The following is a 13,593-nucleotide window of genomic DNA, read 5'->3' on the forward strand; positions in this document are numbered from 1 at the left end:
GTCCCGCGTCATGCCTTCGGCCCACCGCTCACGGACAAGACCTGTCCCGTGATCCAGCTGGCGAACGGGGAACTCAGGAACAGTACCGCGTTTGCGATGTCTTCCGGCTCGCCCAGCCGGCGAAGGGGAATGCCTGCGATCATGTCCGCCTGCCCCGCTTCCCCGTAAGAGGCCCACTGGCGCTCGTAATCGGGGCTCGTGCGCAGAAATCCGGGCGCCACGGCGTTCACGTTGATACCGTACGGTCCCAGTTCGTGGCCGAGCTGTCGAACCAGACCGATCTGCGCCGCCTTCGCGCTGGCATAGGCCTGGATGCCGGTGAGGCTGACACCCAGCCCCGCACCGCTGGAGATCACCACGATCTTGCCGGAGCGCCGCCGCTTCATGCCGGCGGCCGCGGCGCGGGAAACCAGGAAGGCGCCATCCGTGTTGACGGCATAGATGCGCCGCCAGTCCGCCAGCGAGACCTCCTCGACGGGCCGCTGCGCCTGGCCGAGAACGCCGCCGGCGACATGGACCAGCACATCGGGGCCGTGCGCGCCGAAACGCTCGAAGCAACGCGCTATGTCGGCCTCGTCGGTCACGTCCAGCAAAGCCGTTTCCACGCGCCCGCCCTGCGCGCCTTCGATCCGGCCCAGGCGCTCCAGCTCCGTCGACAGCACGTCTGTGGCCGTCACCTCGGCGCCTCCGGCGGCGAACGCTTCGACGATGGCGCGGCCGATCCCGCGCGCGGCACCGGTGACCAGCACCCGCTTGCCTTCAAACTCGATATTCAATTCAGTCTCCCTCTAGCGCACCTTCGAACCAAGGCGTCTGCTAAGTTCCATGGCGGCATCGATGACGCCGGAGATCATCGCGTCCCGACAGGCATCGAAGCGGGACGAGACGGTTGCGATGTTGAGCGCGGCGATCACTTCGCCGGAAGCGTCGCGCACGGGAGCCGCGACGCCGGAACCGCCGACGACAGCCTCGCCATCGCAGACGGCATAGCCCTCCCGAAACGCCGCCTCGATCCGTTGCCGGATCAGCACGCGGTCGATCATGGTCCGGTCCGTGATGCGGACCAGGCGCTCGCGGCCGAGGTAATCGTCCACCTTCTGCGGCGACCAGTGCGCGAGCAGGATCCGGCCCATCGCCGTGCAGTAAGCGGGATCCGTGCCGCAGAGATCGGCATCGAAGCGCACCGACTGTCGGCTGACGCTCTTGGCCAGCGGCTTCACGCGACCGTCTCGCCGTCGTACTCCCAGAAACACGGTCTCGTCATAGGTGTCGCGAAGGCCGTCCATGAGGGGCTGCGCCAGCGCGACAAGCTGCGCATCATGCCCGCTGCTCCACCCCGGCCCGTTCCGAAAGGCCTCGTGCAGCCGATAGGATTCAGGTTCTCTCCGCACCACGTAGCCGCGGGAAACCAAGGTCGCGAGAAGATTGAAGGTGCTGCTCTTGGGATAGTTGAGCTCAGCCACGATGGCGCGAAGCGGCAGCGGCTCGCCGGAGCGTGCCAGCAGTTCCAGCAACTCCAGCGTCCGAACGGCTGACTTCACTTCGGCGGTCTGCGGTTCGTTCATGGTTGTGAACATCATTCCTGTTGCAGAACACGCTCCTGCTTTTAGGCTGGCCCTGTCAAGTCGCAAGGAGCGTTCGCATGTCCAGTCCCCAGTCCCGTAAAGTGGCCCTCGTGACGGGTGGCGCGCGCGGTATCGGACGGGCCTGCGCCCTCGATCTCGCCCGCGCGGGGTTCGATCTGGTCCTGGTGGATCTACTGCCCGCCGAGCTGGAAGCGACCGCCTCGGATATTCGCGGGCTGGGCCGGGAGGTGGCCACGCATGTGGCGGATGTCTCCGACTTCACCCGCGCCAACGCGATCGTTCAGGAGACTCTGACCAGCTGGGGACGGATCGATTTTCTCCTCAACAATGCCGGGCAGTCCGCGCCGGTCGGAATTCTTGAGATTACCGAGCAGCAGTTCGATCACGCCATAGCCGTCAATCTGAAGAGCTGCTTCAACTTCATTCAGCCGACGGCCGCCGCCATGATCAGGCAGGGCGGCGGGCGCATCGTCTCGATGTCGTCGCTGAACGCACATTCCGGCGGTGTCACTGCGGCCGTCAGCAGGTTCGCCTATGCCAGCGCCAAGGCCGGCATCCTGGGCATGACGCGGGCCCTCGCGAAGGAACTCGGCCCGACGATCAACGTGAACGCGATCTGCCCCGGCGTCATCAAGACCGAGGTCGACACCAACGTCACGGACCGAGAGCCGGAAGTGATCAAGGGCATCGCGCTCAACCGCCTCGGCTGTGCCGACGATGTGGCGAGGCTGGTGACGTTCCTGGCGACATCGGAACCCTGCTTCATCACCGGGCAGGACTTCACGGTAGACGGTTTCCAGTTCAACGTCTGACGCGAGACGAGGCTGGCCTGGAATGAGCTTCGCACGGAACCGGCGTCGCCCGCCGCCGGTCCGGGGCTCAGCAGGCCGCCGCCAAGCCGGCACCCCGCGTTTCCCGTCCTGAAGCAGACGCCGCTTGGCCTGCCCCGACGGGCGAGCGGCTCGGAATTCCGGGGGTCACGCAGAAACATGCCGCCCCGGCCGGGATCTCGTCATATCGACGACGTCATGAGGATGCACGAGCGGCTCGAAGGTTTCCCGCTCATCGGCTCCGGTCGGTCGACTGATCCATGTAGCGATAGGCTACGATCACGGGAATGAAGGTGATCGCGGTCACCACCAGCACGACGACGTTCACCTCCGGCAGGCGCTGTCCGAGGCGGATCGCCCCGAAGATCCAGAGCGGCAGCGTGTTCTGCGCGCCGGCGGTGAAGGTCGTGACGATCACCTCGTCGAAGGACAGCGCGAAGGCGAGGATCGCTCCGCCGATCAGCGAGGTCGAGATCATCGGCATCGTGACGAGGCGGAAGGTGCGCCAGCTATCCGCGCCGAGATCCATCGAGGCTTCCGACAGCGAGTGCGGCATGCGCCTCAGACGCGCGATGACGTTGTTGTAGACGACCACGATGCAGAAGGTCGCGTGGCCGATGACGATGGTCCAGAACGAGAGGCCGAGCCCCCAGAAGACGAAGAAGGAGTTCAGCGCCATGCCGGTGATGATGCCGGGCAAGGCGATCGGCAGCACCACGATGAAGGAGACCGCCTCCCGTCCCACGAAGCGGAAGCGATGGACGGCGAAGGCTGCCGCCGTGCCGAGCAGTACGGCGATCGCCGTGGCGATCACGCCCGCTTCAAGCGACAGGAGCAGCGAGGAACGGATCTCGCGGTTCGCCCAGGCGGAGGCGAACCACCGAAGGCTGAAGCCCGGGATCGGCCACGTCTGCACGTTGGAGGCATTGAAGGCATAGACCGCGATGATGGCGATCGGGCCGAACAGGAAGACCAGCACCAGGGCGACCCAGATGCCGAGGACGATGCGGGTGGCGCGCGATTCCATCGGTCCTCACATCATGTCGAAGGCGCCGAGCCGGCGCGCGACGAGCAAGTAGATCGCCATGACGAGGAGCGGCAGCGTCGCGTAGGCGGCGGCGAAAGGCACGTTGTTGGCGATGCCGACATTGGCGTAGACGACGTTGCCGATGAAGTCGGAGCCGGGGCCGCCGACCAGCACGGGCGTGATGTAGTCGCCGAGCGTCAGCGAGAAGGTGAAGATGGAGCCGGCGATCAGGCCGGGCAGCGCCAGGGGAAAGACGATCTTCGCCGTCGTCCGCCAGCCGCGCGCGCCGAGATCCCCCGACGCTTCGAAGAAGTTGCCCGGAATGCGCTCCAGCGCCGCGTAGAGCGGCATGATCATGAAGGGCAGCCAGATATAGGTGAAGACGATCCACATTGCCCAGCGGGAATAGCCGATATCCACCTGCGGCAGGCCGACGAGCTTCAGCGCCCAGTTCAGGACGCCATCATGCGACAGGATCAGCCGCCACGCATAGACGCGGGCGAGATAGCTCGACCAGAGCGGCAACAGCACCAGCGCGAACAGCGCCACGCGCAGCTTCGGCCCGGCGACGCGCGCCATGTAATAGGCGAAGGGAAAGGCGAGCACCGCATCCGTGACGGTGACCGCGGCGGCCATGGCCACGGTCCGGAGGGCGATGGCGCGGTAGGTGTCGCTGGTGAGGATCGCCCGGAAATTGTCCAGCGTCCACGTCCGGTCCAGCTCGCCGGTGAAGGGATCGACGGACCAGAACGCGGCGACGAAGAGCACGACCAGCGCCGCCAGGTAGATCAGGATGAACCAGGCGAGCGGCGGCGCCAGCAGCGAGCCGAGGCCGAGCCGCGGGTTCCTCCAGAGGAGACCGGAGAAACGGCGCGGAACTCCGCCGCGCCGCAGGGTTTCGTGAGCGGAACTCATGGCTTCGCGGGGCCGCCGACCGGGATCGCCGGCCCGACCATCAGCCCTTGATCTCCTGCCATTTGCGCTGCCAGTCGGTGTAGTTGGTGCAGGTATTGCTACCGTCCGAGCACTGCTTCAGCGGCGTCTTCCAGAACTTGATGCTCTTGAGATAGGAGGCGGGCGCGTTGAGGTGGTACTTCTCGCAGGAGCCCGGCTGCTGCGCATCCATCTCCGTACAGGCCTTGAGGTTCACCGGCGTCTCGCCGAAATAGATCGCCTGCTGCGCCTGCACCTTGGGCGTGGAGACGTAGGCCATGAACTTGTAGGCGCAGTTCGGATGCTTGGCCTTGGCGGAAAGCATCCAGCTGTCCGCCCAACCCGTGGCGCCCTCCTGCGGCACCACGTCGGCCACCGGCGTTCCCGCATCCTTCAGCGAGTTCGTCATGTAGGGCCAGGCGGCGCCGATCGTGGCGTCTCCGTTCTTGAAGAGCTCGATCTCGTCGGAGGCGAGCGCCCAGTACTTCTTCACCAGCTTCTGCTGGGTTTTCAGGAGATCGCCGGCCGCGTCGAGCTGCTTGGGCGTCAGATCGTAGGGGTCCTTGATGCCGAGTTCCGGCTTGGTCTTGGAGAGGTAAAGCGCGGCGTCGGCGATCTGGATCGGATTGTCGGGCACGCTGACCTGGCCCTGATATTTCGGGTCGTAGATCTCGGCCCAGCTCTTGGGCGCGTCCTTGATCTTGTCGGTGTTCCACATCAGCACGTTGGGGCCCCACTCGTAGGAGAGCCCGTAATGAACGCCCTTGACGGTGTTGTGCGGCGGCGCCTTCAGGTCTTCCACGAAGTCCTTGAAATCGGGGATCAGGTCGACCTTGATGGGCTGCACGTCGCCGCCATAGATCAACCGCAGCGAGGCGTCGCCGGAGGCGGAAACGAGGTCGTACTCCCCGCCGCCGCCCTGCCGCATCAGGGCGACCATCTCGTCGGAGGAGCCCGCATATTTGCGGTTCACCTGACAGCCCGTCTCCTGCTCGAAGGGCTTCACCCAGTCGTCCTGCGCGTAACCCTCCCAGGCGACGATGTTCAGCGCGCCCTCGCCCTTGCCGATCTGCTTGGGATAGTTCGCCTTGGCCGGAGCGGCGAAGGCGGCACTTGGGACGGCTATCGGAGCCACCAGCGATGCAAGCAAGCTCGCAGACGTGGCCAGAGCGGCAAATCGCGTTCTCATCCTCTTCCCCTCCTCATCGATCCCCGGCGCGTCCGCCCCTCTAGACAGGCCACGCCGTTTCCGGATTCCACACCACCAGGACAGGCTCTCCCCGTTGTTTTTCGAGCTGTCCCGTCGCGCCTTCCGCATTCGGCTGCACGGCGACGATCTTCGTGCCGTCGCCGAGGCGAACCACATATTTCGTGAACATGCCGAGATAGACGCGGTCTTCCAGCCGCCCCTCCTCGCCGTGAAAACCGAAGGCCGCTCTTTCGCCGACCGGGAGCACCTGAACCTTCTCCGGCCGGAGCATGAAACGCCGGCCCCTTCGTTTCACGATGCTGGACGAGCCGACGAAATTCGCCACGAACGGCGTCGTCGGCCGCTCGTAGACCTCCTCCGGCGTGCCGATCTGCTCGATCTCGCCCCGGTTGAAGATCGCTATCCGGTCGGACATGGACAGCGCTTCCTCCTGGTCGTGCGTGACATAGAGGAAGGTGATGCCAACCTGCTCCTGGATGTGCTTCAGCTCCAGCTGCATGTCCTGCCGGAGCTTCAGGTCCAGCGCGCCGAGCGGCTCGTCCAGAAGCAGCAGGCCCGGCCGGTTGACGATGGCGCGGGCGAGACCGACACGCTGCCGCTGGCCGCCGGACAGCTGCGCCGGCAGCCGGCCGGCAAAGTCTGCGAGCTGAACCATGCGAAGCGCCTCGGCGACGCGGTCGCGGCACTCCGCCGCCGCCACCCGCTTGGCCTTGAGGCCATAGGCGACATTCTCCGCCACGCTCATGTGCGGGAAGAGCGCGTAGTCCTGGAACACGGTGTTGACATTGCGGTCGAAGGGCGCGGTCCGCGCCATGTCGACGCCGTCGAGTTCGATCGTGCCGGCGTCCGGCTGCTCGAAGCCGGCGATGAGGCGGAGCGTCGTCGTCTTGCCCGAGCCGGAGGGACCGAGCATGGTGAAGAACTCGCCGCGCCTGATCTCCAGGTCCACGCTCTCCACCGCGACCGCGCCGCGGTAGGCCTTGCGCACGCCGGAAAGCCTGAGCAGGATCTCGCCGCCGGAAGCGGTCTTCGTGGCGAGGGTGGGGGCGGGAGGCGACATCGCGTTCATGACCACGCTCAGAGCTTCACCATGACATGCCGGGCGACGGTGTAGTCGTCCAGCGAGAACATGGACATGTCCTTGCCGTAGCCCGACGACTTCATGCCGCCATGCGGCATCTCGTTGACCAGCATGAAATGCGTGTTGATCCAGGTGCAGCCATATTGCAGGCGCGCCGCCGTCCGCATCGCCTTGCCGATGTCCCTGGTCCAGACGGATGAGGCGAGCCCGTATTCGGAATCGTTCGCCCAGTTCACCGCCTCGTCAGCGTCGGAGAAGCGCGTCACGGAAACGACGGGACCGAACACTTCGCGCTGCACGATCTCGTCGCCCTGCCGTGCCCCGGCGATGACTGTCGGCTCGTAGAAGAAGCCGGAGCCCTCCCCCGGCCTGCCGCCGGTCACGACCTCGATGTGGTCCAGCGCCCGCGCGCGTTCCACGAAGCTCGCGACCCTGCCCCGTTGCCGCTCGCTGATCAGCGGCCCGACCTCGACGTCCTCGCCCTCCGGCGCGCCGAACTTGATGCTGGAGGCGGCGGACGCGAGATCCGCGACCAGCTTGTCGTAGATCTTCGGGCCGGCATAGACGCGGCAGGCCGCCGTGCAGTCCTGCCCGGCATTGTAGTAGCCGAAGGTCCTGAGGCCGGTGACAACCTCGTCCAGATCGGCGTCGTCGAAGACGATGACGGGAGCCTTCCCGCCAAGTTCCAGGTGCGTCCGCTTGATGGTTCGGGCCGCCGCTTCCATCACTTTGCGCCCGGTGGAAATATCGCCCGTCAACGACACCATGCGCACCAGCGGATGCGAGATCAGCGCCGCGCCCACCGTCTCGCCACGCCCGAGCACAAGGTTGAAGACGCCCTCCGGCAGGATGCCGGCGGCGAGTTCGGCGAATCTCAGCGCGGTCAGCGGCGTCTGCTCCGACGGCTTCAGTACGATGGTGTTGCCGGCCGCGATCGCCGGGGCGACCTTCCAGGCGAGCATCATCAGCGGGTAGTTCCACGGCGCGATGGAGCCGACCACGCCCACGGGATCGCGGCGGATCATGCTGGTATGGCCCGCAAGATATTCCCCGGCGGCGACGCCCGTCATGCAGCGGGCAGCGCCCGCGAAGAAGCGGAAGCAGTCGACGATGGCCGGAATTTCATCGGCGATGACGCGCGCCAGCGGCTTGCCGCAATTCAGGCTTTCCAGCCGCGCGAATTCTTCAGCATCGGCCTCGATGCCGTCGGCGATCTTCAGGAGCAGCGTCGAGCGCTCCGCCGGCGTGGTCGCCGCCCAGCGCGCGAAGGCACCTTCGGCGGCACGAACCGCCTCGTCCACCTGCGCCTCGCTGGCATCGGCAAGCGACTGGATGACCTCGCCCCGCGCGGGATTGTAGATCGGTTCCTCGCCACCCTCGCCGGCGACGAAGCGGCCTCCCAGCAGCATTTCGGTGCGCATGATCCCCTCCGCGCATGGCCGGCGTTGCCGTGCCTGTTCCCCTCGGGAACGTGGCCGTTCCCTTTGTCATTGGATGGTATGTGCGGCGCACAAGAAAGAAAATTCAGAAATTGCGTTGGCGGCGTTCTGAAAAACAGATGATCAAAGTCGCTGCGTCGACTGGCGGGGACTGTATTCGCGACACATCTCGATGAAATGCCACGCCGTCGTGCTCAGCGGCGCGCCGCGACGCCAGACAAGGCCGACATCGACGCTCGGCACGGGGTCGCTGAGGTGCCGGGCTTCGAGCCGGTCGCCTTCCAGCGACCACGGACGATAGGCCATGTCCGGCAGCGTCGCGATGCCGACACCCGTGCCGACCAGGCTGCGGACGGCTTCCACCGACGAGGTCTTCAGCACGATGCGGGGCCTCAGGCCCGCTTCCGCCCAGTAGCGCGAGGTGGTTTCCGCCAGTTCGTCCATGGTGAGCATGATGACGCCTTCGGCCGCCACTTCCGCAAGCGTCAGGACGGAGGAATCCAGCAACCGGTGCCTGGCCGGCAACCACACGCGCCAGGGCGAGCGCACGAGAAGTTCCGTCTCCAGCGCCTGACGGTCGCCGAGGTTGGAGACGAGCAGCAGGCCGACGTCGAGCTCGCCATTCACCAGGAGGTGCTCGAGATAGCTCCGCTCCTCCTCCACGACGCGCACGCGCACCTGCCGGAAGACGCGGCTGAAACGGGCGAGAAGGTCGGCGAGATAATAGCCAGACACCATGCGGGTGACACCGAGATTGAGCTCGCCCGAAACCTCTTCCGGCCGAACGCTGACGGCGCGCCGCGCATCGGCCACCGCCGCCATGATGCTGCGCGCATGGCGAAGAAGCTGGTGGCCCTCATGGGTCAGGCGCACACCCTTCTGATGGCGCACGAAGAGCGTGGCGCCGATTTCCAGCTCCAGCGCCTGCACGGCGGCGGTGATCGCCGATTGGGAGATGCCGATTTCCTGCGCCGCCCGGGACACCGATTCCGCTTCCGCCACGGCGATGAAGTAGCGGAACTGGCGGAAGGTTAGCGTTTGCGGACCGCCCCAGGCTTGTGATCGGATGACCTTGTCCACTGTATGTCCCCGGCGCTGCAGGCAGATCGCCCGGACACCCTAAAGCAGTGCGGCCAAACCCGACAGGTCATCTGTCCGGTTCCGCCATCCGGCGGATCGGCTCGATTTTGTATCGTTCGGGTTCAACTCTCCATTGCTTGCCGTTGAACTGGGGCACCGCCCCTTCGGACATTTGAGAGGCGCGCCCCTCCCGGTGAGGGGTCCCTTTCCGGAAGTCAGGCCACCGCACCCGGCAGGGCGAGCCGGAAGAACTGATTGTGCGGGCTGGGCTGATAGTCCGCGAATGCGCCGCACGATACGAACCCGGCGCTGCGATAGAGCGAGATGGCCGGGGCGTGCAGCGGCGCGGTTCCGGTTTCAAGGCTCAACCGGGTGTAGCCGCGCTGGCGGGCTTGCGCGATGATATGGGCAAGCATGGCGCGGCCGACCCGTGTTGCGTGCGGCCGAGGCCACCCGCATGGACTTCACCTCGCCATGCGCACTGTCCAATTGCATGAGAGCGCCGAACCCGAGCAGCGTGTCGCCATCCCACGCGGTCCAGAAGGTCACGCTCGCCGCCGAAAGGGCGGAAGCGTCGAGCGTGAAAGCGTGGCCCGCCATCGCACCCTGCAGCTCTCGAAGGTGATGGGCCATGAGGTCCGCCACGTAAGACGCTTTCGCATCGTCCCGCCGTATCTGCATCTTTATCGCCGGCCAGCATCGGTCGGGAGCAATCCAGGCGACCGAGCGGAGCGTCGCCACCGGATCGAGAAACGGAAACGGTCCGGCTAACCCGTTCTGTCCCGACGTTCCTTGGCTTCTGTCGGTCAACTGTAGATCTGGTCAGCACGGGCCTCGAACGCTTCCGCGAACTTCTGGAAGGCGCGATCGAACATGGACCCCATCAACGCCCCGAGCAGAAGGCTCTTGAACTCGTAGTCGATGAGGAAATGGACCCTGCAACTCACGTCTCCCTCGGCCGGTTCGAAACGCCAGCGACTGTTGAGGAACTTGAACGGCCCATCGATATACCGGACGTCGATCACCTGTTTGGCCGGATCGAGCACGACTTGCGTGGTGAACGTCTGGCGGATCGCCTTGTAGCCCACGGTCATGACCGAGACCAGCAGCGTCTTGCCGTCCCGCTCCGTGCGCGTATGCGTGGCGAGCGCATCGCAGAGGGGCAGAAACTCCGGGTATTTCTCCATGTCGGCCACAAGGGCGAACATATCCTCGGCACTGTGATGCACACGTCGGTGGCTCTCGAACTGCGGCATTCCTTCAGAGCTCTCCCGTATCGACGACGTCACCGAATGCGCGCTTGCGGCGACCGAAGTTTCCGAGTTTCCCGAAGCGTGGCAGAGGACGACGGCTGCGCTGGAATGGTCGACCCGTCTCACGCCCCGACCGGGTGCGGCAGACGCGCGGCAAACGATCCACAGACTTACCGCGGCTCGGCCGGCTTTCGGGCGATGACGATCTGGTAGAGGCCACCGAAGGCCGTTTCCTTGCTCCAGGCAAAGCCTTCAGCCCCATCCGCGTACTTTCGGATCTCGGAGGCGCAGAGCTCTTCGGCGAATGGCTCCAGCAAGTGAAACACGGCTTTCATGATGGGCCGAAGGGGGTGAAACCGCCCGGGGCGATGATAATCCACGAACACGGCTTTTCCGCCCGGCTGAAGAGATGCCAGCACGCTGTTGACGATCTGCCGTTTGAACGGACCCGGCACTTCATGCAGGAGGAAGAAGCAGCAGACCCCGTCATAGGTGCCGCTCGCAGGGGACGCGGCGTTGGCGCGGACGACCTTCGCGTTGGGATACGCGGCGAGTTTTCGCCGGGTGAGCGCAACCTGCAGCGGCGCGATATCGGAAACCTGAAGGCGGCCTTCGGGGCCGAGATGCGCCGCGAGCCTTTGAGAGAAGTTGCCGTACACGGCCGCAGGCTGCAGGACATGGTCACCGGGCGAAAACTCGGCGATCGCCCGATCCATCAGCCGGTCGGCATTCCCCCAGAGAATGGCCTGAACGACGAGGTGCCTGTCGAGGATCGGCGCTGTCCTCGCATCGAGGTACGCCCACCGATAGGTGTTTTTCAGATATTCAGGAACCGTTCTGGACGAAGCATCGGAAACGGAAAGCGCCGTTGCCAGATCAGTCATGCCGGCAATCCGAAGGGCGGGAATTGCCCCACGTAGCACTTGCTCCTGCGAAATCTGGCATCTGCAACGACCGCGCTGACTGCGTTCAAGAAGGGCTCAGCGTGTCATAGCCGGCACATCCCCGCCTTGATCACGATCAAGTTCGTCGGCGAACTTGTTCAGGCGCAACCTTGCAGCAAAGCCGAAACCGCAATGCACCTGACCAAACGGGCATTGATCAGGATCAATGCACAAGGAACGCAACTTCCTTATCCGTGCAAGGATTGAAGTTGGTAGTTCCTGGTCCGTCCACTCCCGTCAAAGGGTCGGCGGACTTCAGGTGACCTGTTGACGAGGGCGCAATGACTCCAGAGACGCATGCGGGACATCGGACCGAACGAGGCATCCTCTTTCTCCTGCGCATCGGGATCGGATGGACGTTTCTTTGGGCCGCGATCCACCACTTCGGCAACAACGCCTATGTCAGCGGCTTTCTTTCCAGCACCAAGACCTTCAACGCCATCTATGCTCCGATGGCTCACTCGTCATTCACGCCGGTCCTGGCGTTCCTCGTGGAATATGGGCACCTGCTGATCGGGCTGTCGCTGATCTCCGGCCTTCTGGTCAGGGCCAGCGCGCCGTTCGCCATCATGATCATGGTCCTGTACTGGACCGCCCATATGGACTTTCCGTACATCGAGAACGTGAACAACTTCCTCGTCGACTACCACCTCGTCTATGCGCTGGCACTCGGTCTTCTCATCATTCGACGTGCCGGTCACATCGTGGGTCTCGACGCCTGGGCTTCCCGGTTGACGTTCGTCAGGAACAGCCCGCTGCTGCGTTGGCTGACCGCCTGATCCCGGCAGGGCCGCGACGTCGGCCTAGGCTGGCATTGCATAACGCCGGGCAAGTTCCAGCAGGAGTACTTCAACAAGAGCTTCATTGAGCGGTCGCATGACGAACTGCTGAATGAGGTTCTCTTCCACTCACTGTACCATGCCCGGGTTGTGCTCGAAGGCTGGCGGCGGGACTGCAACGAGGCGCGGTCACACTCGAAGATCGACCGGATGTGATACCGCCGGACTGCCATGGAGCTCTGCCCGGAGAACCGGCCGGCACGCTGCACATCCTGGCCGCTCCGAGCGTTGGCCTCTTTCCACGCACGACGACGAAGGCTCGGATCAACCCGGGACTCGCTTGATGATCGGATAAGAAACGGGACACGTTACTTCCGCACCTCCATTGTAGCGCAGACGTTCCAAACGGGGCTTGCCATTCGCCGGCTGTCCGTTTCTGTGAAGGCGTGTCGCGGGGAGCTTTTACCAATGCAGAAAAAGCAGGCGCTTGCCATGCAGTTGCGCCCCCTTGCCGAGAGCGACACACGCGAACACGCCTTTGGAAGCGAACCGCCTTTCATCTCCGCGTTTGTGTCACGACAGCGCGAATGCATCGCCTCTTTTTCTACGCCTTCCGCGGGCTTGGTCGTGATCGTCGAGGGCCGTAAGCAAGTGCAGCGCGGCGCCGACATCCGGAATTATGGCGCTGGAGAAGCCTTCCTGCTGTCCGCCGGATCTCGGATAGAGGTAATCAATGAGCCCGACCAGGGAAGCGGCATTTACCGAGCCCTTTTCCTTTGCTTGTCGCGCGAGCTTATGATCGAGGCCGCCCGGCTCTGGCCAGAGTTTGCGGGGCGCTCGAGCCCGGCGGACAGGGTTGCTTTGGACGCCCCTCTCTGTGCCGCGATCCTGCACGCGGGTGAGGCTCTGAGCAGCGCCTCACGCCGCGTAGTCGCACACCGATTGCTTGAAGTCATTCTCATCTTGGCGGAGCAAGGTGTCCTCCAACTTGCTCCTAAATATGTCGACGGCTCAGTGTCTGACGCTGTGCGACTTCTTGTTCGTCATCAGCTTGACCGCGACTGGTCGGGAGCCTCGGTTGCCGCGTCATTCGGAATGTCCGAAGCGACTCTTCGGCGTCGGTTAAGAGCAGAAGGCCAGTCCCTACGAGACATCTTGCTTGCCGCGCGAATGCAGGCGGCGAAAGTTCTCCTATGTGATCGGAATGCAGATGTGGCGGAGGCGATTGCCGCGACGGGCTATGCTTCCCGTTCCCACTTTGCTCGCCAATTTCGACAAGCCTTCGGAATGTCGCCCGCTACGGCCCGGCAAATGCGAGGCGAGCGCTGACGGATTGATCGCCAAGGGCGCATTTCTGAGCGTCGTCGGCCCGCTTGGTTCGCGCGCACTCTTAAACTCATGCGGTCCATTGATGACGGGATCCATGATGAT

14 protein-coding genes and 1 pseudogene are annotated in these 13,593 nt (G+C 64.5%); 4 read left to right on the plus strand and 11 right to left on the minus strand.

Features of this window, described 5'->3' with window-relative positions; all coding sequences use genetic code 11:
- Window positions 1–8 precede the first annotated feature (8 nt).
- Complete coding sequence (locus BMY25_RS13115) at window positions 9–776, minus strand: SDR family NAD(P)-dependent oxidoreductase (RefSeq protein ID WP_092497231.1); 768 nt, start codon at window positions 774–776, stop codon at window positions 9–11.
- A gap of 12 nt (window positions 777–788) precedes the next feature.
- Window positions 789–1,565: an IclR family transcriptional regulator gene (locus BMY25_RS13120; RefSeq protein ID WP_092497324.1), complete on the minus strand. Its 777-nt coding sequence runs from the start codon at window positions 1,563–1,565 to the stop codon at window positions 789–791.
- 77 nt (window positions 1,566–1,642) lie between these two features.
- Here BMY25_RS13120 and BMY25_RS13125 point away from each other — a divergent pair, with 77 nt between their 5' ends.
- Window positions 1,643–2,398, plus strand: coding sequence for an SDR family NAD(P)-dependent oxidoreductase (locus BMY25_RS13125; RefSeq protein ID WP_092497233.1), 756 nt, complete (start codon window positions 1,643–1,645; stop codon window positions 2,396–2,398).
- 250 nt (window positions 2,399–2,648) lie between these two features.
- Here BMY25_RS13125 and BMY25_RS13130 read toward each other — a convergent pair whose 3' ends face one another.
- From BMY25_RS13130 to rquA, 9 genes are all read right to left on the minus strand, one after another.
- Window positions 2,649–3,443 carry an ABC transporter permease gene (locus tag BMY25_RS13130; RefSeq protein ID WP_092497235.1) on the minus strand — a complete coding sequence of 265 codons (795 nt, stop codon included), beginning with the start codon at window positions 3,441–3,443 and terminating at the stop codon, window positions 2,649–2,651.
- A 6-nt stretch (window positions 3,444–3,449) separates the two neighbouring features.
- Window positions 3,450–4,358, minus strand: a complete 909-nt coding sequence (locus BMY25_RS13135; protein WP_092497237.1) for an ABC transporter permease — start codon at window positions 4,356–4,358, stop codon at window positions 3,450–3,452.
- Between the two features lie 40 nt (window positions 4,359–4,398).
- Complete coding sequence (locus BMY25_RS13140) at window positions 4,399–5,565, minus strand: ABC transporter substrate-binding protein (RefSeq protein ID WP_092497239.1); 1,167 nt, start codon at window positions 5,563–5,565, stop codon at window positions 4,399–4,401.
- 40 nt (window positions 5,566–5,605) lie between these two features.
- Complete coding sequence (locus tag BMY25_RS13145) at window positions 5,606–6,646, minus strand: ABC transporter ATP-binding protein (protein WP_092497326.1); 1,041 nt, start codon at window positions 6,644–6,646, stop codon at window positions 5,606–5,608.
- A gap of 17 nt (window positions 6,647–6,663) precedes the next feature.
- Window positions 6,664–8,088 carry a gamma-aminobutyraldehyde dehydrogenase gene (locus BMY25_RS13150; protein WP_092497241.1) on the minus strand — a complete coding sequence of 475 codons (1,425 nt, stop codon included), beginning with the start codon at window positions 8,086–8,088 and terminating at the stop codon, window positions 6,664–6,666.
- Window positions 8,089–8,229: 141 nt separating this feature from the next.
- Window positions 8,230–9,186, minus strand: coding sequence for a LysR family transcriptional regulator (locus BMY25_RS13155; protein WP_238858324.1), 957 nt, complete (start codon window positions 9,184–9,186; stop codon window positions 8,230–8,232).
- A 215-nt stretch (window positions 9,187–9,401) separates the two neighbouring features.
- Entirely contained in the window at window positions 9,402–9,602 is a 201-nt protein-coding gene (locus tag BMY25_RS21170) for a GNAT family N-acetyltransferase (protein WP_238858325.1), read from the minus strand.
- A 390-nt stretch (window positions 9,603–9,992) separates the two neighbouring features.
- Window positions 9,993–10,442: a type II toxin-antitoxin system RatA family toxin gene (locus tag BMY25_RS13165; RefSeq protein WP_092497243.1), complete on the minus strand. Its 450-nt coding sequence runs from the start codon at window positions 10,440–10,442 to the stop codon at window positions 9,993–9,995.
- A 167-nt stretch (window positions 10,443–10,609) separates the two neighbouring features.
- Complete coding sequence (gene rquA / locus BMY25_RS13170; protein WP_092497245.1) at window positions 10,610–11,323, minus strand: rhodoquinone biosynthesis methyltransferase RquA; 714 nt, start codon at window positions 11,321–11,323, stop codon at window positions 10,610–10,612.
- 341 nt (window positions 11,324–11,664) lie between these two features.
- Here rquA and BMY25_RS13175 point away from each other — a divergent pair, with 341 nt between their 5' ends.
- The 3 genes and pseudogenes from BMY25_RS13175 to BMY25_RS13185 all read left to right on the plus strand — a co-directional run bounded on the left by BMY25_RS13175 (window position 11,665) and on the right by BMY25_RS13185 (window position 13,491).
- Complete coding sequence (locus tag BMY25_RS13175; RefSeq protein WP_092497247.1) at window positions 11,665–12,162, plus strand: DoxX family membrane protein; 498 nt, start codon at window positions 11,665–11,667, stop codon at window positions 12,160–12,162.
- Window positions 12,163–12,195: 33 nt separating this feature from the next.
- Window positions 12,196–12,378: pseudogene (locus BMY25_RS21465) on the plus strand (integrase core domain-containing protein); the annotation flags it as partial.
- A gap of 252 nt (window positions 12,379–12,630) precedes the next feature.
- Window positions 12,631–13,491 carry a helix-turn-helix transcriptional regulator gene (locus BMY25_RS13185; RefSeq protein WP_092497249.1) on the plus strand — a complete coding sequence of 287 codons (861 nt, stop codon included), beginning with the start codon at window positions 12,631–12,633 and terminating at the stop codon, window positions 13,489–13,491.
- The last annotated feature ends 102 nt before the right edge of the window (window positions 13,492–13,593 follow it).

The sequence above is a fragment of the Faunimonas pinastri genome, assembly GCF_900110915.1.
Taxonomy (GTDB): domain Bacteria; phylum Pseudomonadota; class Alphaproteobacteria; order Rhizobiales; family Afifellaceae; genus Faunimonas; species Faunimonas pinastri.

Bases quoted from the DNA above. Each gene is read 5' to 3' on its own strand.
- BMY25_RS13120 (WP_092497324.1), bottom strand. From the start codon at position 1,565: ATGAACGAACCGCAGACCGCCGAAGTGAAGTCAGCCGTTCGGACGCTG.
- BMY25_RS13125 (WP_092497233.1), top strand. From the start codon at position 1,643: ATGTCCAGTCCCCAGTCCCGTAAAGTGGCCCTCGTGACGGGTGGCGCG.
- BMY25_RS13130 (WP_092497235.1), bottom strand. From the start codon at position 3,443: ATGGAATCGCGCGCCACCCGCATCGTCCTCGGCATCTGGGTCGCCCTG.
- BMY25_RS13135 (WP_092497237.1), bottom strand. From the start codon at position 4,358: ATGAGTTCCGCTCACGAAACCCTGCGGCGCGGCGGAGTTCCGCGCCGT.
- BMY25_RS13140 (WP_092497239.1), bottom strand. From the start codon at position 5,565: ATGAGAACGCGATTTGCCGCTCTGGCCACGTCTGCGAGCTTGCTTGCA.
- BMY25_RS13145 (WP_092497326.1), bottom strand. From the start codon at position 6,646: ATGTCGCCTCCCGCCCCCACCCTCGCCACGAAGACCGCTTCCGGCGGC.
- BMY25_RS13150 (WP_092497241.1), bottom strand. From the start codon at position 8,088: ATGCGCACCGAAATGCTGCTGGGAGGCCGCTTCGTCGCCGGCGAGGGT.
- BMY25_RS21170 (WP_238858325.1), bottom strand. From the start codon at position 9,602: ATGCTTGCCCATATCATCGCGCAAGCCCGCCAGCGCGGCTACACCCGG.
- BMY25_RS13165 (WP_092497243.1), bottom strand. From the start codon at position 10,442: ATGCCGCAGTTCGAGAGCCACCGACGTGTGCATCACAGTGCCGAGGAT.
- rquA (WP_092497245.1), bottom strand. From the start codon at position 11,323: ATGACTGATCTGGCAACGGCGCTTTCCGTTTCCGATGCTTCGTCCAGA.
- BMY25_RS13175 (WP_092497247.1), top strand. From the start codon at position 11,665: ATGACTCCAGAGACGCATGCGGGACATCGGACCGAACGAGGCATCCTC.
- BMY25_RS13185 (WP_092497249.1), top strand. From the start codon at position 12,631: ATGCAGAAAAAGCAGGCGCTTGCCATGCAGTTGCGCCCCCTTGCCGAG.